Origin of the sequence: Paractinoplanes rishiriensis (assembly GCF_016862375.1) — a bacterium.
Classification (GTDB): domain Bacteria; phylum Actinomycetota; class Actinomycetes; order Mycobacteriales; family Micromonosporaceae; genus Actinoplanes; species Actinoplanes rishiriensis.
In genome coordinates this window covers 13,723-34,961 of sequence record NZ_BOMV01000013.1, presented here as the reverse complement: position 1 = coordinate 34,961, position 21,239 = coordinate 13,723, and the positions used below count along the sequence as shown (strand labels likewise).

Below are 21,239 nucleotides of genomic sequence, written 5' to 3'. Positions count from 1 at the left end.
ATGGCCGGCCTCGACGGCAGGGTGGCCGTGGTGACCGGCGCCGGGCAGGGCCTGGGTGCCGCCGAGGCGCTGGCGCTGGCCGGGTCCGGCGCGCGGCTGGTGCTCAACGACCTGCCCGGTCCGGCGCTTGACGAGGTGGCCGAACGGATCCGCGCGGCCGGCGGCGAGGCGGTGACGTGTGCCGGCGACGTGGCCGAGTGGTCGACCGGGGAGGCGCTGGTCCGGCGGGCGGTGGACGCGTACGGGAATCTTGATGTTGTCGTCAACAACGCCGGTGTGCTCCGGGACCGGATGATCTTCTCGATGTCCGAGCACGAGTGGGACACCGTGATCCGCGTGCACCTGCGCGGCCACTTCGTCACGACGCGTTTCGCCACCGCCTTCTGGCGCGAGCAGAGCAAGATCAAAAACAGGCCGGTGTACGCCCGGATCGTGAACACCAGTTCGGAGGCTTTCCTGCTCGGCTCGGCCGGTCAGCCCAACTACGCGGCGGCGAAGGGCGGCATCGTGGCGCTCACCCTGGCCACCGCGCGCGGCTGCGAGCGGTACGGCGTACGGGCCAACGCGATCTGCCCGCGGGCCCGGACCGCCATGACGGGTGGCCTGATGGGTCCCGCGCCCGCCGGGCCGGACCCGATGGCGCCGGAACGCGTCGGCCCGCTGGTCGCCTGGCTGGCCGGCCCGTCCGCGGCGTGCATCACCGGCGAGGTCTTCGTGGTGCACGGCGACGTGGTGGCGGTGCTCGGCCCGCCCACCGTCCGGCACGCCTTCCACGCCCGCGGCGACCAGTGGACGGCGGACGAGCTGGATGCCACCCTGGGCACCGTGTTCACTCAAGATCCACCACTGCCCGGCTTCGTCTGCGAGGAGACCCTGCCGCTGGCCGGGTCCACGTTCGGCGAGGAGCGCCAGTGAGCGAGGAGGCCCGGTGAAGCAGCGCGACCAGATCACCATGAGCGGCGACGAGGTGGCGGCGTTCCTGGCCGACGCCCGCAAGGTGCAGCTGGCCACCATCAACCCCGACGGCGCCCCGCACCTGGTGACGATGTTCTACGGCCTGTCCGCGGGCCGGATCGCGTTCTGGACCTACCGCACCTCGCAGAAAGCCCGCAACCTGGCCCGCGATCCCCGGGTGACCTGCCTGGTCGAGGCCGGCGAGGAATACTTCGACCTGCGCGGCGTCCAGATCGCCGGCACGGTGACCCCGATCTTCGACCTCGCCGGCGTCACCGAGGTGGGCAAGCTCATCGCGGCCGGCATGCGCGACGTGCCGGCCGAGGCGCTGGACGCGTACGTGGCGCACGCCGCGACGAAGCGCACGGGATACCTGGTCACGCCCGCGAAGGTGGCCAGCTGGGACCACCGCAAGCTGCTCAGCTGAGGTAGGGCGGCCGTTCCCCGCCGCCGTGCACGTGCAGGGCGGCACCGCTGATGTAACCGGCACCGTCCGAGGCCAGGAAGAGACAGGCAGCGGCCACGTCCGCCGGGGTGGCGGCACGCGCGAGCGGCACGGTGCGCGCGATCAGCCCCGGGTCGATCGCCGCCCCCACCGGCCCCGGCACCACGCTGTTGACCCGGACCTTGGGCGCCCACTCGACGGCCAGCGTGGTGGCGAGGTGGTGAAGTCCCGCCTTGGCCGCACCGTAGGCGGCCGTCCCCGGCGACGGCCGCGTCCCGCTGACGCTGCCGATCATCAGGATGACGCCGCCCTCGGGCTGCCGTTGCATGACAGCGTTGGCCGCCTGCGAGACGTGCAGCGGCGCGATGAGGTTGAGCTCGACGACCTTGGCGTGCAGCCGCGGCGACGCGTCACAGGCCGCCACCTCGGGCGACCCCCCGGCGTTGTTGACCAGCACATCCACCCGCCCGAACCGCTCCACCGCAGCATCGACGAGCGCAGCCGCCTGCGCCGGGTCCCGCACATCCGCTCGAAAGAAGGCAACGCCGCCCTCATCCGCCGGTGGCTGCCGGCCGCACACCACAACCTGCGCCCCCGCACCCGCAAACGCCCGCGCGATGGCCGCGCCGATGCCGCGCGTCCCCCCGGTCACCACCACCACGCGCCCGGCGAAGTCCCCACCCTCCATAACGGCCGAGCCTAGCCGACCAAGCAAGCGCTAGGTTAGCCTGATGCGATGGGCGTGCAGCTGCACAGAGGCGCCATCGCCGAGGTGACCATCGACTTCCCGCCGGTCAACGCCGTGCCCGCGGCCGGCTGGCACGACCTGGCCGGCTGCCTCCGCGCGGCCGGCGACGATCCCGGCACCCGGGTGGTGGTGCTGTCCGCCGAGGGCCGCGGCTTCTGCGCCGGCGTCGACATCAAGGAGATGCAGCGCTCCCCCGGCCACGAGGCGCTGCTGGCCGCCAACCGGGGTTGCGCCGCCGCCTTCGCCGCCGTCTACGACTGCCCAGTCCCGGTGATCGCCGCGGTCAACGGCTTCTGCCTCGGCGGCGGCGTCGGGCTGGCCGGCAACGCCGACCTGGTCATCGCGGCCGACGACGCCACCTTCGGGCTGCCCGAGGTGGATCGCGGTGCGCTCGGCGCCGCCACGCACCTGGCTCGCCTCGTACCCCATCAACTGATGCGCACCATGGTCTACACCTGCCGTCCGGTGACCGCCGCGGAACTGCACCGGTTCGGCACCGTGCTCGAGGTGGTGCCGCCGGCCGGACTGCGCGAGGCCGCCCGCCGGGTGGCCGCCGAGATCGCCGCCAAGGACCCGGTAGTGATCCGGCGGGCCAAGGAGTCGCTCAACGGCATCGACCCGGTCGACGTCAAGCGGTCGTACCGGTTCGAGCAGGGCTTCACGTTCGAGCTCAACCTCAACGGCGCCGGCGACCGGGCCCGGCAGCGCTTCGTGGACGGCGGCTGACACATGGACCGGGTGATGACGATCGACGAGGTGGCCGGCGAGTTGCGTGACGGGATGACCGTCGGCATCGGCGGCTGGGGTTCGCGGCGCAAGCCGATGGCGCTGGTGCGCGCGATCTGCCGGGCCCGGCTGCGCGACCTCACCGTGGTCAGCTACGGCGGGCCGGACGTCGGTCTGCTGATCGCGGCCGGCTGCGTGCGGCGGGTGGTGACCGGTTTCGTGTCGCTGGACAGCATTCCGCTGGAGCCGCATTTCCGGCGGGCGCGCAGCGAGGGCACCGTCGAGTTGACCGAGTACGACGAGGGAATGCTCTACTGGGGACTGCTGGCCGCGGCGAACCGGTTGCCGTTCCTGCCGATCCGGGCCGGACTCGGCTCCGACGTCATGCGGGTCAACCCGGAGCTCCGCACGGTCGTCTCCCCGTACCCGGACCGGGAGAAACTGGTCGCCATGCCGGCGCTGCCGCTGGATGCCGCCATCATTCACCTCAATCGCGCCGATCGGCGCGGCAACGGGCGCTACCTGGGCCCCGACCCGTATTTCGACGACCTGTTCTGCCTCGCCGCCCGGCGCCGCTTCCTGTCCTGCGAGCGCCTGGTCGGCACCGGCGAGTTGGTCGCCGCCGGCCCGCCGCAGACCCTGCTCACCAACCGCGCGATGGTCGACGGCGTCGTGGAAACCCCGCACGGCGCCCACTTCACCAGCTGCGTTCCCGACTACGGCCGGGACGAGCAATTCCAACGGGTGTACGCGACCAGCGAGTGGACGGATTTCCGCGCCAGGTATCTGGACGGCGACGAGGCCGACTACCAGCGGGCGGTGGCCGCGTGACCGCGCTTTCCTCCCGGCCGGACATCTGCGTGGCCGCGTGCGCCGACGCATGGCGGGGCGACGGCGCGATCCTGGCCAGCCCCACCGGCCTGATCCCGCGCCTGGGCGCCCTGCTGGCCCGCCGCACGTTCGCCCCCGACCTGCTGCTCACCGACGGCGAGGCCACCCTGCTCGACGAGGACGAGCACCCCGAGGGCTGGCTGCCGTACCGCGCCGTCTTCGGCCTGGTGGCCGCCGGCGCCCGGCACGTGATGATGGGCGCCAGCCAGATCGACCGCCACGGCAACCAGAACATCTCCTGCATCGGCGACTGGAAGCGGCCCACCGCCCAGCTGCTCTGCGTGCGCGGCGCCCCCGGCAACACGGTCAACCACCCGACCAGCTACTGGATCCCCCGCCACTCCCCGCGCAGCCTGGTCCCGCGGGTCGACATGGTGTCCGGCGTCGGCTACGACCGCGCCGCCACGGCCGGCGCCCGCTTCCACGAGATCCGCGTGGTGGTCACCAACCTGGCCGTGCTCGACTTCGCCACCCCCGACCACACGATGCGCCTGCGCTCGGTGCACCCCGGCGTCCCGCTCGCCGAGGTGGTGGCGGCGACCGGCTTCCCGCTGGCCGTCCCCGACGACGTGCCCACCACCCGCGAGCCCACCGGCGAGGAGCTGCGCCTGCTGCGCGAGCACCTGGATCCCGAGGGCCTGCGGGAGAAGGAGGTCCGGTGAGGACAGCGCTCACCGACCTGCTGGGTTGCCGCCATCCCATCGTCCAGACCGGGATGGGGTACGTGTCCACCGCCGCGCTCGTGGCGGCCACCTCATCGGCCGGCGGTTTCGGCATTCTCGCCGCCGCCACCATGAGCCTCGACGAGCTGCGCACCGCCATCGCCGACGTGAAGCGCGCCACCGACGCCCCGTTCGGCGTCAACCTCCGCGCCGACCTGCCCGACGCCCGGGCCCGGATCGACCTGCTGATCCGCGAGAACGTCCGCCTGGCCTCGTTCGCGCTGGCCCCCGACCGCGACCTGATCCGCCGTTGCGCCGACGGCGGCGTCCTGACCATGCCGTCCATCGGCGCCCGCCGCCACGCCGAAAAGGTGGCCGCCTGGGGCGCCGACGCCGTCCTGGTCCAGGGCGGCGAGGGTGGCGGCCACACCGGCACGGTCCCCACCACGCTGCTGCTCCCCCAGGTGGTGGACGCCGTGGACCTCCCGGTGGTCGCCGCCGGCGGCTTCTTCGACGGCCGTGGTCTGGTGGCCGCCCTGTCCTACGGCGCCGCCGGCATAGCGATGGGCACCCGGTTCCTGCTCACCTCGGACAGCCCCGTGGGTGCCGAGGTGAAGCGTCTCTACCTGGACGCCTCGGTAACCGACACGGTGGTCACCACCAGAGTCGACGGCGTGCCCCACCGGGTCCTCCGCACCCCGTTCGTGGCGGCCCTGGAACGCTCCGGCCGGGTATCCGCCCTGACCCGGGCACTACGGCACGCCGCCACCTTCCGCCACCTGTCCGGCCTGTCCTGGCCCGCGCTGCTCCAGGCCGGCCGCGCGGCCCGCCACGGCCGCAACCTGACCTGGCAGCAGACCATCATGGCCGCCGGCACCCCGGTCCTCCTCAAAACCGCCATGGCCGACGGCCGCCCCGACTACGGCGTCATGGCCGCCGGCCAGGTAACCGGCCTGATCACCGACCTGCCCTCCTGCGCCACCCTGATCACCCGCATCATGGCCGAGGCCGAGGACACCCTGACCCGCCTGTCCAAACTCCACTGACCCGCCGGAAGCCGTCCCGCACCCGGAGCCGGCCCGGGTGTCCGGCAGACGGCGCTCCCTAGGCATTTTGCCGCAATCGCCGACCGCCATCCCAGCCGGCCGGTGAGTGCCACAGCGAGCCGATACCCGCCGCCGTCTGGCGGTGGCGGCTCCGGGTCGCGATCTTGAGGAGTTGGTGTTCCGGTCGAACTGTCCGGTCGAGCGGGAACTCGCCAAGATCTATCGTGGCGCGACGTTATAAGTTATACGCGGCTTTTGCTCCGGAAGGTGTCCCGGCAGATGGAATGATCGTCCACATTCCAGCACAGGGCCACGATGTGGCCAGCCGATCCCGGCATGCGGTGGCGGTGCCTGGTGGCGGGAGAAGAGGAGCGCCGCTGTGGAGCGAGCCTGCGGAGATTGCCACACATAAGCCATGCAAAAGGGACAACGGCGAAACTCGGAGCCACCATCGCCGGACGGCCGCTCGGTTTCGCGTCACCAAGCTCCGCCACCTTGCAGTTCGCGTGGCCGCTGGAGCCCGGGCCCGCCATCCCGTGCAGTCGACCGCGCCGCATCCGGGCAACGGTCGTTGCGGTCCCGTGAGCGGAACTCCCTGGCGCCGGTCATCAGCCCTCGGGAACGTCCCGAGGAACTGCGCCGGCTGCTGCTGCGGTCGCTGGTCTCAGGCCAGCCGGACGATCACCTCGTCGGCGAAGCGACGCAGCGCGTCCTGCTTGGTCCGCAGTTCGGCGTCGAAGCCGGCGCCGTAGGACATCCACGGGACCACGATCGCGTCGGTCACCCCGGCCTCGGCCTGCTGGCGGTAGCCGTCGAGGCCGAAGCGGTCCACGCACACCGCCTGGATCTCGAACGGGCGGTCGGCGCGGCCGTACTCCGTGCGCAGCCCGGTCAGGCGGTCGATCACCTCGCGCAGGCGGTCGAAGCGCATCATGGCCGAGGACCAGCCGTCGCCGACGCGGGCGGCGCGGCGCAGGGCCGCCTCGGTGTGGCCGCCGATGTAGATCGGCACCGGCGCGGTGGGTGCGGGGCTCATCTGGAGGCGGTCGAACGCGTAGTGCTTGCCATGGAATTCCACCATGCCGCCGCCCAGGATCAGGCGCAGGATCTCGATCGCCTCGTCGGCCCGGGCGCCGCGGTCGGTGAACGGGGCGCCGCACCACTGCGACTCCTCCGGCGACCAGCCCAGCCCCACGCCCAGCCCGAACCGGTTGCCGGTCAGCACCGCGACCGTGCCGACCTGGCGGGCCAGCAGCACCGGACTGCGCGGGCCCAGCTTGAGCACCTGGGTGTAGAAGTGGATCCGGCTGGTGACCGCGCCCATCGCGCCGGCCGCCACCATCGGGTCCGGCCACGGGGTCTCGGCCGTCCAGAACCTACTTCCATCAGGGGTGTACGGGTATTTCGCGGCGGCCTGTTCCATGAAGAAGATGGAGTCGGGCAGGGCGATGGACGCGAAGCCGCACTCCTCGGCGGTGCGCGCCAACTCGGTCAGCTGGTCCAAGGGGCTCAGGGCGATGCCGAGGGTGAACTTCATCCCAGAACTGTAACGCGTTCTACTTCTGATTTGAACACGTCGCCGAGCGCCAGCAGCTGCGCGGTGGCGCCGCCGAGCAGGAACTCGTGGTATTTCGCGGCCAGGAAGTAGCGGTGCAGCGGGTACTCCAGGTCGATGCCCACGCCGCCGTGCACGTGGACGGCCGTGTGCAGCACCCGGTGCCCCGCCTCGGCGGCCCAGAAGCCGGCCGTCGCCACGTTCGCCGCGGTGGGCCGGCAGGCGGCCTGCCACATGGCCAGCCGCAGCGCCTCGACGTCGGTGTGCGCGTCGGCGAGCCGCTGGGACACCGCCTGGAACGCGCCGATCGGACGGCCGAACTGCACCCGGGTGCGGGCGTACTCGGCGGTCATCTCCACGGCCCGCTCGACCACGCCGAGCTGGGCCGCGCAGGCGCCGATCGTGGCGGCGGCGGCCAGCCACGGACCGAAGGCCGGATCGGCGATCCGGCGGTCCTGCGCCGGCCACGCGCCGTCCAGCCGGACCCGGCCGGCGCCCGGCCCGCCGGCGACCGACTGCGGCTCGACCGTGACGCACGGGTCGCCGCGCTGCACCAGGAACACGCCCTCGGCGGTCGGCACCAGGACCAGCGCGGCCTCGGCGGCTGCCGGGACGGCCGGCACGACGCCGTCCAGCGCCCAGCCCTCGCGTTCCCGCATCGCCTCGGCGCCGGTCGCGGCGTGCGTGAGCACCACCTCGCCCCGGCCGGCCGGCTCGGCCCAGCGGGCCACCTGCTCGTCGGTGCCGAACCGGGCCAGGCCGGCCGCGGCCACCACGATCGAGGGCAGGTACGGGACGGTGGCCGCGTGCCGGCCCAGTTCGGTCAGCACGGCGCACTGCTCGAGCAGGCCGTACCCCTCACCGCCGGCCCGCTTGGGGAGTGCGGCGGCCAGCACGCCGGCGTCGGCCAGTGCCGGCCAGAGGGGACGCCCCGAGGCGGCCAGATCGCGGGTCATCGTGGCCAGGTCGCGTGCCTCGCCGCTCAGCTCGAAGTCCACTCTCGGCACCCCCTCAACGCCGGACGGGCAGGCCGAGCGCGCCGGCCGCGATGATGTCGCGCTGCACCTCGTTGGTGCCGCCGCCGAAGGTGAGGATCAGCGACGCCCGGTGCATACGCTCGATCCGGCCGGCCAGCAGCGCGCCCGGCGAACCGGTGCGGACCGTCGCGGCCGGGCCGAGGACCTCCATGAGCAGCCGGTACGCCTCGATCGCGAACTCGGTGCCGTACACCTTGCCGGCCGAGGCCTGTGCCGCCGCGGGTGAACTCGCCGCCGCCGCCGCGACCCGCCAGTTGAACAGCTTGAGCGCCTCGGTTCTGGCATGGACGCGGGCCAGGTGCAGGCGTACCCACTCGAGCTCGAGCCGTCCGGTGGCGGCCGCCCACTCGACGACCTCGCGCAGCGCCCGCTGCAGTGGCGCCGCCGGGGTGAGCGCCACCCGCTCGTGGTTGAGCTGGTCGGTGATCAGGCGCCAGCCCTGGTTTTCCGCGCCGACCAGGGCACCGGCCGGCACCCGTACATCCGAAAAGTAAGTCGCGCTGGTGCTCGGGCCCGCCACCGTGTGGACCGGCGTCCAGGAGAAGCCCGGCGCGTCGGTCGGCACGATGAGGATGGACAGGCCCTGGTGGCGGGGCGCGTCCGGGTCGGTGCGGCAGGCGAGCCAGATGTAGTCGGCGTACTGGATCAGGCTCGTCCACATCTTCTGACCGTTGATCACGTACGAATCCCCGTCGCGTTCCGCCCTGGTGCGCAGGGCGGCCAGGTCCGTGCCCGCCTCGGGTTCCGAATACCCGATCGCGAAATGCACCTCGCCGGCCGCGATCCGGGGCAGCAGATCGGCGCGCTGCTCCGGCGTGCCGTGCCGCATGATCGTCGGCCCCACCGTGTAGATCGTCAGGAACGGCACCGGCACTCCGGCCAGCGCCGCCTCGTCCGCGAAGATCAGCTGATCCATCCGGGACCGGCCGCCGCCACCGTGCTCGACCGGCCAGCCCAGCGCGAGCCAGCCGTCGCTGCCCAGGCGGCGCACCACCTCCCGGTAGGCGCCGCCGTCGCCGTACTCGCCCGCCGTGCCGGCGAGCGCCTCGCGCAGCGACGGCGTCATGAGCCCGGCGAAGTACGCCCGCAACTCCTTGCGCAGGTGCTCCTGCTCCGGCGTGTATCCCACGTGCATGCGACGCCCCGAGTGAGATAGGTTTAGAACACGTTCTACTAGCCGAGCGAGAGGGCGTCAACCGTGGAGGCGTTTCTGGTGGACGCGGTCCGCACGCCGGTCGCCCGCCGCGGCGGTGCGCTGGCCGCCGCGCATCCCGCTGACCTGGCCGGGCACGTGATCGCGGCGGTGCTCGACCGGGCCGGCGTCGACCCGGGCGCAGTTGACGACGTGATCCTCGGCTGCGTGGACACGCTCGGGCCACAATCAGGAGACATTGCCCGTACGGCGTGGCTGGCGGCGGGCCTGCCGGAACACGTGCCCGGCGTGACGGTCGACCGGCAGTGCGGTTCCGGCCAGCAGGCGGTCCACTTCGCGGCGCAGGCCGTGCTGAGCGGGACGGCCGACCTGGTGGTGGCCGGGGGCGTGCAGAGCATGAGCCAGGTGCCGATCGGCAGCGCGATGGCCCCGCACGGGCCGTACGCGGGCTCGACGGGCTGGCAGACCCGCTACGGCGACCAGGAGATCAACCAGTTCCGCAGCGCCGACGAGATCGCGGCGAAGTGGGCGCTGACCCGGGCCGACCTGGACGCGTTCGCGCTGGACAGCCATCGGCGTGCGGTCCGGGCCATCAACACCGGCTCGTTCCGCGCCGAGATCGTGCCGTGGGACGGCTGCGACACCGACTCCTGCCCGCGCCGCGACACGTCGGCCACCCGGATGGCCGCCCTGCTGCCGCTGCGCCCGGGCGGGGTCACCACCGCCGCGACGTCCAGCCAGATCGCGGACGGGGCCGCGGCGCTGCTGGTGGCGTCGTCCCGGGCGGTGCGCGACCACGGCTTGCGCCCCCGGGCCCGCGTCCACCACCTGTCGGCACGCGGCGACGACCCGGTACTGATGCTGACCGCACCGATCGCCGCCACCGCACACGCCCTGACCCGGGCCGGCCTGGCGGTCACGGACATCGACCGGTTCGAGGTGAACGAGGCCTTCGCCAGCGTGGTCCTGGCCTGGTTGCGCGAAACCGGAGCCGACCCGGTGCGCGTCAACGTGAACGGCGGCGCGATTGCCCTGGGCCACCCGCTGGGCGCCACCGGCGCCCGCCTGCTGACGTCATTGCTGCACGACCTGGAACGGTGCGGCGGCCGCTACGGCTTGCTGACCATGTGCGAGGGCGGCGGCCAGGCCAACGTCACGATCCTCGAACGCCAGTAGCGTGCGACACTCCCGCTCACTCCGGGGCTTCCACCGTTCGGCGCCCTGAACCGATGCCATCGCTGGGCTACCTCCTGTGGGAATCCCGCAAATAGATCACCACCGTGGCGATGAGGCTTCCCCCCGCGACTATCCCGCCGAGTATCGATGCGATGAGGTCGGCATTTTCCAACGTCACTTGACCGTCCCCTTCGCCGACAGGTGGATGGCCACAGTGCCGACCACAAAAGCCACAGTGAGCGCGATGGAACTCAGCACGAAGATACGGATGGAGGGCTCGTCCTTGGGCATCGCGAACCCGTATGCCGCGACGAAGAAGAACGCCGGAATAACTAGGCCACCCCACAGCACGACCGACTCCATGGCGCTGTGATCCTGCCCGGGCCGAATGAAGTAGAGCTCGGCGGCAGCCGAGATCATCATGCCGACGCTGACGAGCAGGATGTCGCGCTTGCCGAGGAGCGAGACGAATGAGAGCTCGCCGTCGAACATCACCGGAATGCCACCGATGAGCACCGAGACGAACGCCATCAGGCCCACGAAGACGAACCACTTGATGTATATGACGCCGGCCGGCGTCACCTTTCGCGTCATGCGCAGCGGCCCCGTAATGATCCCGTTTGAAGATCCGCACGAACTGGTGCGGAGGGAACCTTACTCCAGGTGGCCCGCATCAGTCGGCGAAGGCCCGGTCCACCTCAGCCGGCGCGGTTGTCGGATCGTGGGCGATGGCGTTTCGGACCCGGGCAACCGGTCGTAGCGTGCGGGGTGTCTTCGTCAAGGGCGGCGGCCATGACCTACCAATCGAACTACCGCGCCGGCGGACATCCTGCTCAGGGCCGGGCAACGGTGCCACAGCCGGCACCACAGCGGGTGCCACAGCCAGTGCCACAGCCCCGGCCACCGTGGTGGCGGCGATGGCGGGCCCGGACGAACCAGGGAGTTCTCGCCGCCGGAGCGCTGGCGACCGCGATCACTGCCGTGCTCACGTTGTGGAACACGCGTGACGCCCAGGAGACCGCCGAGTTCACGACCGTCACGGTCACCCCCGGGATCCCGTTCAGCGAGTACCGGCAGCGGTGGACCTTGCCGCACCCGGCGACGCAAAGCCTGCGGCCGCTTCGCCTGGTCGCAGTGACGCCACCGGCCGTGCCGCGCCCCACCGCTGCGGTCGAACGCGTCACCGGCGCCGGCCGGACCGGAACAGCGACGAGAACGGCGTCCGGCCACGACGACCCGTCCGCCCCCGGCACGAACACTCTCAGCCCGGACGCCACCCACCCGACCGAGGATCTGTCCGACGGTACGAGTCCGGCCGGCGATGGGACCGCGCCAGGCGAGACGGAGGGGTCACCGCCGGCGGCGGAACCCACGGACCGGCCGGCGCCGGTACGGGCGATGCGCAAGACTCAGTTGCCGCCGCTGTTCAACCGCATGACGGGCGCCATCGCACCACCGTTGTTCGGGTTCTCACCGCTCCCGCCGCCGGGCAGCACGCCCGCGATCCAGACGACCAAGTATCCCGGCGCCTGTCCGGGTGAATACGGCAAAGCTGTGTGCAACTTCCTCGCCGTGACGAACAGCCAGTGGGTGGGGCCCGGGGCCGCGGACGGCACGACCACGGGGACCGGGACGACGGGCGGGGGCACCTCCCGGGACGCAGCCGCCGCACGCAAGTCGGAACTCCGCAACTTGCGGACGGTCAAGGTCAAGGGCAAGGGCAGGACGACGCGGGAACCGCTCGGGGTGGTGATCGCCGTCAACGTCGACCTCGGCGGCCTGCGCGGCAAACCGGTCCTGCTGTCCTGGTCGATGTGGCAGGACGGAACCGGAAAGCGCCTGTTCGGGGACTGGCTCAATCATCACTTGGCGTACGAGCTCACCGCCGAGACCGAACACGACACCACCGGCGGGGACTTCTGGATCCCGCTGCCGGCGGTCAAGGACTCCTATTTCATCCGGGCGTGGCTGACCCGCGACGACGCGGTCCTCGCGACGGTCGACAGCCCTAGTTTCCGTTGATCCTGGCGACTCCGGAGGCCGGTCAGCCGGGAAAAGCGCGGTCCACCTCAGCCGGCGTCAACCCGAAGTCGGCCAGGCTGTACCGATGCGTCGGCGACCCGCCCGCCGCGTGCACCGCCGTCATCGCCGCCCGCGCCTCGGCGGTCAGCGGCGTGCCCAGCCTTTCGTAGATGCCCGCGACCGTCCGCAAGGGATCTGCCACAAAATCCTCGTACGCGACATCGATGAAACGATCGGCCGGATGCCGGGCCCGGGCCGCGTCAAAGGCGCGCACCCCGCGCGACCACAACTCCAGCTGCGCCCGCCCCACCACCGCCCCCGCGAACACCGTCGACCACCCCGCCGCCGCCCGCGCGTTCAGGCTGCACACCGACGCGATCGACGCCCGCGGCGACCGGTGCGTCTGGATCACCACAGCGTCCGGATACACCGCTAGCAGCGCGTCCAGCGCGAACAGATGACTCGGGTTCTTGAGCACCCAGCGCTGCCCGGGCGAGTTCAGGCCGATGAGCTGAAGGTTCCGCCGATGCCGGCGATAGGCCGCCGTCCAGTCCTGCCCCGCCAGCCACCCCGAATAGGTCGGAATGTACGCCGTGCACTCGAACGACACCGACGTCATCGACTGGCACAGCAGCCGCCAGCATTCCTCCACCTGGTCGGGGCCCATGTGGTGCACGCCGGTGAACTCGTCGTGCTGGCGGTAGGCGTCGCGCAGCATCGCGTACACCGGGTGGTCGTCCCAGGTCTCGCGCGGTGGCCGCGGTTGTGGCACCTCGGTGAGCCACAGTTCCAGGCCCTGGTGACCGGGGTCGGCCGCGAGCAGGCGGTGCAGTGCCGTGGTGCCGGTCCGGGGCAGCCCGGTCACGAAGATCGGCCGCGAAATCGGGGTGTCCGCCGGATACTGCCGCCACGCGGCCTCGCTCAACAAACGGGAGACCAGCGCTGAGCGCACCATCTGCCGGGTGATTTTGCTTCCGGTGGGCGTGAGGCAGGCTTCTTGGCGGTACGCGGAAAGCAGCACCGACAAGCCGTCGAGATAGTCGCGGTCCCCGAAGTCGTCGAGGCCGGTGAGCCGGGTGGCCGACGCGTGCAGGTCCTCGACCGTGCCGACGTCGGTGCGCTGGGTCTGCATCAGTGGTGGTACTCCCCGCAGTTGACGTCCAGGCACTGGCCGGTGATCGCCCGCGCCAGATCCGACACCAGGAACAGGACGGCGTCGGCCACCTCGTCCGGCAGTGGCAGCCGGCGCAGGTCGGTGGACGCCGCCACCTCATCGTAGATCTGCTGGGCCGGCACTCCTCGTTCGGACGCCTGGAAGTCGAACCAGGCGCGCAGCACGTCGGCCCAGATCCAGCCGGGCGCCACCGAATTGACCCGGACCCCGCGCGGACCCAGTTCGGACGCGAGATTCTGCGCCACCGCGAGCAGCGCCGCCTTGGCGACCTTGTACGGGCCGAACGGCCGCCGCGAATGCCGGAGCACCGCCGAGTTCACCATCACCACCGAGCCCCCCGACTCGATCAGGGCCGGGGTGAGCGCCCGGACCGTGCGCAGCGCCGCCAGCACGTTGACCTCGTGGCTGGTGCGCATGTCGGCCAGGTCGACCTTGCCGAGACTGCGCATGGCCGGCATCGCGAACGCGTTGTGCACCAGCGCGTCCACCCGCCCGAACTCGCCGAGCGCCGCGTCCACGAGATGCTGCACGGCCGCGTCGCCAGTCAGGTCGGTGGGCACCGCGAGCGCCCGCCGGCCGGCCGCCGTCACCTTGCCGGCCACCTCGGTCAGCAGCCACTCGGACCGGGCCGCCAGCACCACGTCGGCACCCTGCTGCGCGGCCCGCACCGCGACCGCCTGCCCCAGTCCGGGCCCGACCCCGGCGACCAGCACCACCCGGTCCGCGAGCAGCATGGCCTACCCCAGCATCCGGTCGGCGGTCGCGGTCTGCCGCGCGGCGATGCGATCCCGCCAGGCGTCCGCGGCGAGCGGCTCGTGGTAGGGCAGTTGCTTGGGCAGGTCGTCGACCGCGACCACGTCGACCTTGGGACCGTCCGCCGGGGTCAGCGCCCGGGACAGCCGCTGCCAGCGCAGTTGCACGTAGCCGCGGCGATGACCGGTGCGCTCCAGCCAGTTCGCCACGCCGGGGTCGCGCTCGCTGATCACGTACCGGATCATGCCGTCCGGGTCGATGCGTGCCTGGTGCGCGGTGAGGCTGGTCTGGTGGTTGATGTAGTCCAGCGAGACGTACCACATGCTGCCCAGCTGAATGCCCTGGTAGGGCGCGTCGGAGGCGGGCACCGTGACCACCATGGCCTGGTCGTCCTCGAGGTCGTAGTGGCCCACCGACGAGTACTGGGTGGACAGGCCGCCGGGGGTGGGCCGCGGCGGTGTCAGCGTGTTCACCGGCAGGCCCAGGTAGAAGCGCTCGGCGAAGGCCAGGAACGTGCGCAGCCGGCTCACCAGGATCTTGCCGGCCACCCCGTACCGCTTGGTCATGGTGTCGAGCGTGACCGGCGCGGGTGCCGCACCCAGCCGGTCGGACCGGTGGATGCGCAGCATGCCCGGCCGCTCGGTGGCCCAGTCGCTGAACACCTCGCGCACCACCAGCATGGCCGAGCCGGGCGCCAGCCGGAACGCGTTGCGGCCGCTCGCCCGTGGCCCGAAAGTGAGCCGGAACGTGCCGTCCGCATCGATCTCGATCTCGCGGTCGTCGAACGCGGTGAGGCTGCCCGGCACGTTGACCGGTGAGTAGTCGCCGTCCAGGACCTGGAAGCTCAGGTCGGCCGTGCTGCCGCGGCGGCCGGTCACCACGTATTCGGCGTCGTCCCGGAGCCAGGCGTGGAAATACAGGGTGTCCGGATTGTCCAGACCCATTTTCGTGTACGGGCCGGTGGAGCGCACGAAGTACGGAAAATCGCGTTCGTACGCCCACGCCATCTGCACCGAGGCCCGGATGCTGCCCGCCAGGTAGTCGTAGCCCTCGATCAGATCCTGGTCGCCGCGGCAGTGCGGCGCCGAGGTGATGACCTGTTCGGCTGCGCGGATCGCCTCCGCGAACGGCTGAGTGAGCACGGTTCGACCCTAGAACGCGTTCTACTACACGGTCAACTTCCGGCTCCTGGTCGTTGACTATCCGAGAGAACGTGTTTCACTCTTGACCTCGTGCGCGCCTATCGGATGACCGGCTGGGGCGAGGCCCCGCGAGCCACCACCGTGCCCGATCCCGAGCCCGGCCCCGGCGAGATCCTGGTCCGGGTGGCCGGCTGCGGGCTGTGCCGGTCCGACCTGACCATGCAGCGGATGCCGCAGGCGGCCGGCGAGCGGCTCGGCTGGCGGATGCCGTTCACGCTGGGCCACGAGACCGCCGGCCGGGTGGCCGCGCTGGGCGCGGGCGTGACCGGGCTTGCCGAGGGCGCCCCGGTGGCGCTGGCCGCGTCGGCCTCCTGCGGCACCTGCTGGCACTGCGTGCGCGGCCTGGACAACGGCTGCCCGCACGCGCTGACCGGTCGCGGCTACGGCCGGGACGGCGGGCTGGCCGACTTCGTCGTGGTCACCGGCCGGCGCGGGGTGCTGCCGCTGGGCGGGCTCGATCCGCGGCACGCCGGCCCGCTCACCGACGCCGGCGCGACGGCCTACCACGCCGTGCGCCGGGCGCTGCCCCGGATCGTGCCGGGCGGGACGGCCGTCGTGTTCGGCGCCGGCGGCCTGGGCGCGTTCGCCGTGCAGTTCCTCCGGGTGCTGACCGCCGCCCGGGTGATCGCCGTCGACCCGAGCCCGGACCGCCTCGCCTACGCCGCCGAGGTGGGCGCGCACGAGCAGCTGTCCGGTGTGGACGACGCGACCGGCAAGCAGTTGCGACGGCTCACCCAGGGCTTCGGCGCGGACGCCGTGCTCGACTTCGTGGGCACCGACGAGACGATCGCGGCGGGCGTCGCCGCGGTCCGGCCGGGCGGCGCGTACGGCTTGATCGGATCGGCCGGCGGCCGCCTGCAGAAGCCCTGGTACGGCGCCCTACCCCGGGACGGCGAGGTCTTCACCTTCCAGGGCTCCTCGCTGGCCGACGCGCAGGAGGTGCTTGCGCTGGCCCGGGCCGGCCTGGTGCGCAACCAGGTCGCCGAGTTCGGCTTCGAGGACATCGGCGAGGCCTACGGCCGGCTCGCGTCGGGCACGCTCACCGGCCGGGCCGTCGTGCTGCTCAGCTGAGTTTACCCATCCTGGTCAGCGTCTCGTCGCCCTCGGCCACCAGGTCGGCCAGCACGTCGGCGACCGGGCGCACCTCGTTCATCCGGCCGACGATCTGGCCCACCGGCATCGGCACCACGGTCGGGTCGCCCGACTCCATGAGCCGCGCGTGCGCGTCCGACACCAGCAGATTTTGCAGCGGCATCGGCAGCGGTTGCGGCGCCTCGGTCTCGGCCCACGCGTCGGTCCACCGGTTGCGCAGCAGCCGGGCCGGCTTGCCGGAATAGATCCGGCTGCGCACCGTGTCGGCCGAACCGGCCTTCAGCAGCGCCTCGCGCAACGCCGGCGGGCTCTGGTACTCCCGGGTGCCCAGCCAGACCGAGCCCATCCACACTCCGCGCGCGCCCAGCGCCAGCGCCGCGGCGATCTGCCGGCCGCTGCCGATCCCGCCGGCCGCCAGCACCGGCACCTCGCCGCCGACCGCGTCCACGATCTCCGGGATCAGCACCATGCTGCCGATCTCGCCGGTGTGCCCGCCGGCCTCGTAGCCCTGCGCCACCACGACATCGACGCCCTTGGCCACGTGGCTGCGGGCGTGATCGGCCCGGCCGGCCAGCGCGGCCACCACGAGGCCGTGGTCGTGCGCCTGGTCGATCACGTCCGGCGGCGGCGAGCCGAGCGCGTTCGCGATCAGCCGCACCGGGTGGTTGAGCGCCACCTCCACGTGCGAGCGGGCCACCGAGTGCAGCCAGCCCAGCACCCCGGCCCGCCGGGACTCGTCGACGCCGAGCGGCGGCACGCCGAGCCGCAGCAGGGTCCGCTCGACGAAGTCCCGGTGCCCGGGCGGGATGAGCTGGTCCAGGTCGGCCTGGGCGCCCTCGGTGGGCACGTGGCTGGGCATCACCACATCGACGCCGTACGGGCGGCCGCCGGTCTGCTCGTCCAGCCAGGTCAGCACGGCGTCCAGTTCGTCGGCGTCGTTGTAGCGCACGCAGCCCAGCACGCCGAGGCCGCCGGCCCGGCTGAGCGCGGCGACCACGTGTTCGCTGGGGCTGAACCCGACGATCGGATAGTCGATGCCGAGCCGGTCGCAAAGATCAGTCCGCACTGGGCTCACCCGCAGCGGAAAACCCCAGATTAAAACCGGGAGTCTCTCCCTCGGCCGGGTTACTCCCGGCGTGCTCATGTGCCCAGCGGTAGTCCGCCTTGCCGCTGATCGTGCGGTGGATCGAGTCGACCAGCCAGACCTGCCGGGGAACCTTGTAGCCGGCGATCCGGGTGCGCACGTGCGAGTCCAGGTCGGCCACGTCGAGGTCGCCGCCGTCGCGGGGCTGCACCAGCGCCACCACCCGCTGGCCGAGCCGCTCGTCCGGCCGCCCGATCACCAGCGCGTCGAAGACGTCCGGATGGGCCTTGAGCGCCCCCTCGACCTCCTCCGGGAACACCTTCTCGCCGCCGGTGTTCACGCAGGTGTTGCCCCGGCCGAGCAGGCTGATCGTGCCGTCCTCCTCGATCCGGGCCAGGTCGCCCGGTATCGCGTAGCGGACCCCGTCCACCTCGGTCAGCAGCCGTGCGGTCTTCTCCGGGTCCTTGTAGTAGCCGAGCGGGACGTGCCCGCCCCGGGCCAGCCGGCCGATCACGCCGGGCGGGCACGGCTTGTCGTACTCGTCCAGCACGACGGTGTTCGGGCCGGGCATCACCCGGGGGCCGTCCACCGCGCCACCCTCGACGTCGGCCACGATGCCGATGCCGGCAAAGCCGGTCTCCGACGAGCCGATCGCGTCGGTCACCATCACACCCGGCAGCGCGTCCAGGTACTGCCGCTTGACCACCGGCGAGAACAGCGCGGCGCTCGACGAGATGGCCACCAGCGACGAGCCGTCGTAGTCGCCGGCCAGGTAGGTCTCGATGATCGGCCGGGCCATCGCGTCGCCGATCAGCACCACCACGTTGACCTTCCGGCGCTGGATGGTGCGCCAGACCTCGCGCGGGTCGAAATGCGGCAGCACCACCACGGTGTCGCCGGCGAACAGCGCCATCAGCGCCGCCCACTGCGCGTTGCCGTGGATCAGCGGGGCCAGGCAGAGCCGCACCATCGGGCCCATCTCGTGACCGCGTTTGACCTGCTCCCACTCGTCGGCCAGCGGGATGCCGGACATGAAGTCGATGCCGCCGCCCAGCACCCGCCAGACGTCCTCGTGCCGCCAGATGACGCCCTTCGGATAGCCGGTGGTGCCGCCGGTGTAGAGCAGGTAGATGTCGTCGCCGGAGCGTTCGTCGAAGTCCCGCGCCCCGGCACCCGCCGCGACCGCGTCCGGATAGGAGATCCCGCCGTACCCGGTGATGTCGGCGCCCGAGTCGTCCGGCAACGACACCACGGTGTGCAGGCCCGGCGACTGCGGCAGCACCGCGGCCACCCGCGGCGCGAAGCACTGGTCGTGCACCAGCGCCTTCAGTTCGGCATCCTCGAAAAGGTACTGCAACTCGTTCTCGACGTACCGGTAGTTGACGTTGACGACCACCGCACGCAGCTTGTACACGGCGATCATGGCCACCAGGGCCTCGATCGAGTTGCCCGCGTACAGTCCGATGTGATCGCCCCGGCCCACTCCGCGATCACGCAGGAAGTGGGCTACACGGTTGGCTGTCGCCTCCAGTTCGGCATAGCTGATCGCTTGCTCGCCGCAGGCCACCGCGACGCGGTCGGGAAATGCGTCCACCGCGTGCTCGATGAGGTCAGCAATATTGGCCGCCATCCCCAGAAAGTAGAACCTGTTATCGTCCACGGCAAGGCCTGTGAGGGGAGGCCGGTGAGGGGAGTCTGGGTGAGCACCGAAACCGTGGCACCGCACGCGCTGGTCGAACAGCGCGGGCCGGTCCTGATCGTGACGATGAACCGGCCGCGGGTCCGCAACGCGCTGTCCGCCGAGATGATGGCCATCATGCGCGGGGCCTGGGACCGGGTCGACCAGGACCCGGAGATCCGGGTCGCGGTGCTGACCGGCGCGGGCGGGGCGTTCTGCGCGGGTGCCGACCTGCGGGCGATGACCGAGTCCCACCCCGGCGACAACTTCCAGGGCGCCGACCTGTCCCGGATCGACGCGCTGCTCAAGGGCCGCCGGCTCAGTAAGCCGCTGGTCGCCGCCGTGGAGGGGCCCGCGGTGGCCGGCGGCACCGAGATCCTGCAGGCCACCGATGTCCGGGTGGCCGGCGTGAGCGCCCGGTTCGGCGTCTCCGAGGCCCGCTGGGGGCTGTTCCCGCTGGGCGGCTCGGCGGTCCGGCTGCCCCGGCAGATCCCGTACACGGTGGCCGCCGACATCCTGCTCACCGGCCGGCACCTGACCGCGGCCGAGGCCAAGGAGGCCGGCCTGATCGGCCACGTGGTCCCGGACGGCCAGGCGCTCGACAAGGCCGTCGAGCTGGCCGAGCTGATCGCCGCGAACGGGCCGCTGGCCGTGCAGGCCATCCTGCGCACCATCCGGGAGACCGAGGACATGGCCGAGAACGACGCGTTCGCCGTCGAATCCGAGATCGGCATGCAGGTGTTCGCCAGCCAGGACGCCAAGGAGGGGCCGCGCGCGTTCCTGGAGAAGCGCCGTCCGACCTTCCTGGGACGGTGACCGCCGCCGTAGGGTGAGGACGTTCCATCGCGCGTCATGGGGGAGCCGATGAACGTCTTTGTGCTGTCGCACCGGTGTGGCCACTGTGTCCACCGCCAGGTGGTGACGGGCGTCGCCCAGTACGAGACCGCGAAACGCGGCTGCGTCGGCAAGCCGTGCCCGGTCTGCGGCACCCGGCCACGCGCCGAGGACGACCTGCAGATGGTGGCCCCGGACGACCAGGTCGACGCGGTCGGCCGGGGCATGCTGCCGTGGGACCGGTCCGCCGGTTCGGTCGGGCACACCGTGGCCCACGACGCCTTCGCCCGCGGTGACTTCGCCCAGTCGCTGCGCCAGCAGATGTCGTCGCGGGCCGGCGCCGCCCGCAAGGCCGAGTTCCAGGCGCTGAGCACGGCGTTCGCCGGGCTGCTCGGCTTCCCGATCGGCAACGAGGCGTACGAGCGGCGCGACTTCGGCCGGGCCCTGGTCTGGCTGACGGTCGCCGCGGCCGCGGTCCGGCATCCGACCGAGGTGGCCGCCTGCCATCTTTATCTGGGCCTGACCCGGGCGGAGCTCGGCGACCTGCGCGCCGCGGCCACCGCGTTCGACACCGCGGCCGCCCGTACCGACGCCGACCCGGTGGTCCGGGCGATCGCGGCCGACCAGCTGGGCACCACCCGCAAGGCGCTCGGCGACCTGCCGGCCGCGCGGGCCGCCTACCAGCTGGCCCTCGACCTCGGGGCACCGTCCACCGTCGACAAGGCCGGGATCAACCTGGGCACCCTCGAGGACGAGGCCGGCAACCAGGACCGGGCCCACAAGATCTGGGAACGGGTGCACCGCACGGCCGCCACCCCGGAATACCGGGCCTACGCTGCGCACAACCTCGGCTGGCACTGGGAGCAGGCCGGCGACCCGGGCAAGGCCTACCGCTACTACCGGGAGGCGGCCAGCGGGCCGGTGCCCGAGGTGGTGGCCCGGGCCTCCGACCGGCTCCGGGTGCTGCCGCCGCCGCGGCGCCGGTTCTTCGGCCGGGACCGCTGACC

Annotated in this window: 21 protein-coding genes; 11 read left to right on the top strand and 10 right to left on the bottom strand. The window is 72.2% G+C overall.

Translation table 11 applies throughout. The features are described from left to right. Positions 1 to 915 (top strand): SDR family NAD(P)-dependent oxidoreductase, encoded by a 915-nt coding sequence (locus Ari01nite_RS09295; protein ID WP_203780720.1) that lies wholly within the window; start codon positions 1 to 3, stop codon positions 913 to 915. Between the two features lie 13 nt (positions 916 to 928). Next, positions 929 to 1,381, top strand: a complete 453-nt coding sequence (locus Ari01nite_RS09290; RefSeq protein WP_438872158.1) for a pyridoxamine 5'-phosphate oxidase family protein — start codon at positions 929 to 931, stop codon at positions 1,379 to 1,381. Here Ari01nite_RS09290 and Ari01nite_RS09285 read toward each other — a convergent pair. Continuing rightward, entirely contained in the window at positions 1,374 to 2,087 is a 714-nt protein-coding gene (locus tag Ari01nite_RS09285) for an SDR family oxidoreductase (protein WP_203780719.1), read from the bottom strand. The two genes, Ari01nite_RS09290 and Ari01nite_RS09285, sit on opposite strands and share 8 nt — an antisense overlap. 48 nt (positions 2,088 to 2,135) lie before the next feature. Here Ari01nite_RS09285 and Ari01nite_RS09280 point away from each other — a divergent pair, with 48 nt between their 5' ends. The 4 genes from Ari01nite_RS09280 to Ari01nite_RS09265 are packed head-to-tail and all read left to right on the top strand — an operon-like array spanning position 2,136 to position 5,472. After that, on the top strand, positions 2,136 to 2,873 hold the full coding sequence (locus Ari01nite_RS09280) for an enoyl-CoA hydratase family protein (protein ID WP_203780718.1): 738 nt from the start codon (positions 2,136 to 2,138) through the stop codon (positions 2,871 to 2,873). A 15-nt stretch (positions 2,874 to 2,888) separates the two neighbouring features. Next, the gene (locus Ari01nite_RS09275; RefSeq protein ID WP_438872157.1) at positions 2,889 to 3,704 is read left to right on the top strand and encodes a CoA transferase subunit A; all 816 of its coding nucleotides are present in this window, start codon (positions 2,889 to 2,891) and stop codon (positions 3,702 to 3,704) included. Then, entirely contained in the window at positions 3,701 to 4,426 is a 726-nt protein-coding gene (locus Ari01nite_RS09270; protein WP_203780716.1) for a CoA-transferase subunit beta, read from the top strand. Before Ari01nite_RS09275 ends, Ari01nite_RS09270 begins: the two co-directional genes overlap by 4 nt. Before the next feature lie 53 nt (positions 4,427 to 4,479). Then, complete coding sequence (locus tag Ari01nite_RS09265) at positions 4,480 to 5,472, top strand: NAD(P)H-dependent flavin oxidoreductase (RefSeq protein ID WP_239162621.1); 993 nt, start codon at positions 4,480 to 4,482, stop codon at positions 5,470 to 5,472. A gap of 664 nt (positions 5,473 to 6,136) precedes the next feature. Here the strand turns inward: Ari01nite_RS09265 and Ari01nite_RS09260 are convergent. Genes Ari01nite_RS09260 through Ari01nite_RS09250 form a run of 3 tightly spaced genes read right to left on the bottom strand, consistent with a single transcriptional unit; the run spans position 6,137 to position 9,199 of the window. Next, positions 6,137 to 7,009 (bottom strand): TIGR03619 family F420-dependent LLM class oxidoreductase, encoded by an 873-nt coding sequence (locus tag Ari01nite_RS09260; RefSeq protein ID WP_203780714.1) that lies wholly within the window; start codon positions 7,007 to 7,009, stop codon positions 6,137 to 6,139. Further along, a complete protein-coding gene (locus Ari01nite_RS09255) occupies positions 7,006 to 8,025 on the bottom strand; it encodes an acyl-CoA dehydrogenase family protein (RefSeq protein WP_438872156.1) in 1,020 nt (339 codons plus the stop codon). Before Ari01nite_RS09255 ends, Ari01nite_RS09260 begins: the two co-directional genes overlap by 4 nt. A 13-nt stretch (positions 8,026 to 8,038) precedes the next feature. Then, a complete protein-coding gene (locus Ari01nite_RS09250) occupies positions 8,039 to 9,199 on the bottom strand; it encodes an acyl-CoA dehydrogenase family protein (protein ID WP_203780713.1) in 1,161 nt (386 codons plus the stop codon). A gap of 63 nt (positions 9,200 to 9,262) precedes the next feature. Between Ari01nite_RS09250 and Ari01nite_RS09245 the strand changes: the two genes are divergently transcribed. Further along, positions 9,263 to 10,393, top strand: a complete 1,131-nt coding sequence (locus Ari01nite_RS09245; RefSeq protein ID WP_203780712.1) for an acetyl-CoA C-acetyltransferase — start codon at positions 9,263 to 9,265, stop codon at positions 10,391 to 10,393. A gap of 174 nt (positions 10,394 to 10,567) precedes the next feature. On the opposite strand, the gene Ari01nite_RS09240 is transcribed toward Ari01nite_RS09245, so the two are convergent. Beyond that, complete coding sequence (locus Ari01nite_RS09240; protein ID WP_203780711.1) at positions 10,568 to 10,975, bottom strand: hypothetical protein; 408 nt, start codon at positions 10,973 to 10,975, stop codon at positions 10,568 to 10,570. Between the two features lie 399 nt (positions 10,976 to 11,374). Between Ari01nite_RS09240 and Ari01nite_RS09235 the strand changes: the two genes are divergently transcribed. Next, positions 11,375 to 12,415, top strand: a complete 1,041-nt coding sequence (locus tag Ari01nite_RS09235) for a hypothetical protein (RefSeq protein ID WP_203780710.1) — start codon at positions 11,375 to 11,377, stop codon at positions 12,413 to 12,415. Between the two features lie 22 nt (positions 12,416 to 12,437). Here the strand turns inward: Ari01nite_RS09235 and Ari01nite_RS09230 are convergent, their stop codons facing one another. The 3 genes from Ari01nite_RS09230 to Ari01nite_RS09220 are packed head-to-tail and all read right to left on the bottom strand — an operon-like array spanning position 12,438 to position 15,484. Then, positions 12,438 to 13,547, bottom strand: a complete 1,110-nt coding sequence (locus Ari01nite_RS09230) for a sulfotransferase family protein (protein WP_203780709.1) — start codon at positions 13,545 to 13,547, stop codon at positions 12,438 to 12,440. Then, a complete protein-coding gene (locus Ari01nite_RS09225; RefSeq protein ID WP_203780708.1) occupies positions 13,547 to 14,323 on the bottom strand; it encodes an SDR family oxidoreductase in 777 nt (258 codons plus the stop codon). Before Ari01nite_RS09225 ends, Ari01nite_RS09230 begins: the two co-directional genes overlap by 1 nt. A gap of 3 nt (positions 14,324 to 14,326) precedes the next feature. Continuing rightward, positions 14,327 to 15,484, bottom strand: a complete 1,158-nt coding sequence (locus tag Ari01nite_RS09220) for a hypothetical protein (protein WP_203780707.1) — start codon at positions 15,482 to 15,484, stop codon at positions 14,327 to 14,329. Positions 15,485 to 15,574: 90 nt separating this feature from the next. Here Ari01nite_RS09220 and Ari01nite_RS09215 point away from each other — a divergent pair, with 90 nt between their 5' ends. Then, positions 15,575 to 16,615, top strand: a complete 1,041-nt coding sequence (locus Ari01nite_RS09215; protein WP_239162602.1) for an alcohol dehydrogenase catalytic domain-containing protein — start codon at positions 15,575 to 15,577, stop codon at positions 16,613 to 16,615. Here Ari01nite_RS09215 and Ari01nite_RS09210 read toward each other — a convergent pair. Both Ari01nite_RS09210 and Ari01nite_RS09205 read right to left on the bottom strand, forming a co-directional pair. Continuing rightward, positions 16,608 to 17,702: an NAD(P)H-dependent flavin oxidoreductase gene (locus tag Ari01nite_RS09210; RefSeq protein ID WP_203780706.1), complete on the bottom strand. Its 1,095-nt coding sequence runs from the start codon at positions 17,700 to 17,702 to the stop codon at positions 16,608 to 16,610. The genes Ari01nite_RS09215 and Ari01nite_RS09210 overlap by 8 nt on opposite strands. Then, positions 17,692 to 19,350 (bottom strand): acyl-CoA synthetase, encoded by a 1,659-nt coding sequence (locus Ari01nite_RS09205; protein ID WP_203780705.1) that lies wholly within the window; start codon positions 19,348 to 19,350, stop codon positions 17,692 to 17,694. The genes Ari01nite_RS09210 and Ari01nite_RS09205 overlap by 11 nt, the downstream gene beginning before the upstream one ends. A 69-nt stretch (positions 19,351 to 19,419) precedes the next feature. Between Ari01nite_RS09205 and Ari01nite_RS09200 the strand changes: the two genes are divergently transcribed. Beyond that, entirely contained in the window at positions 19,420 to 20,214 is a 795-nt protein-coding gene (locus tag Ari01nite_RS09200) for a crotonase/enoyl-CoA hydratase family protein (protein ID WP_203780704.1), read from the top strand. Positions 20,215 to 20,250: 36 nt separating this feature from the next. Next, entirely contained in the window at positions 20,251 to 21,237 is a 987-nt protein-coding gene (locus Ari01nite_RS09195; RefSeq protein ID WP_203780703.1) for a tetratricopeptide repeat protein, read from the top strand. Positions 21,238 to 21,239 lie beyond the last annotated feature (2 nt).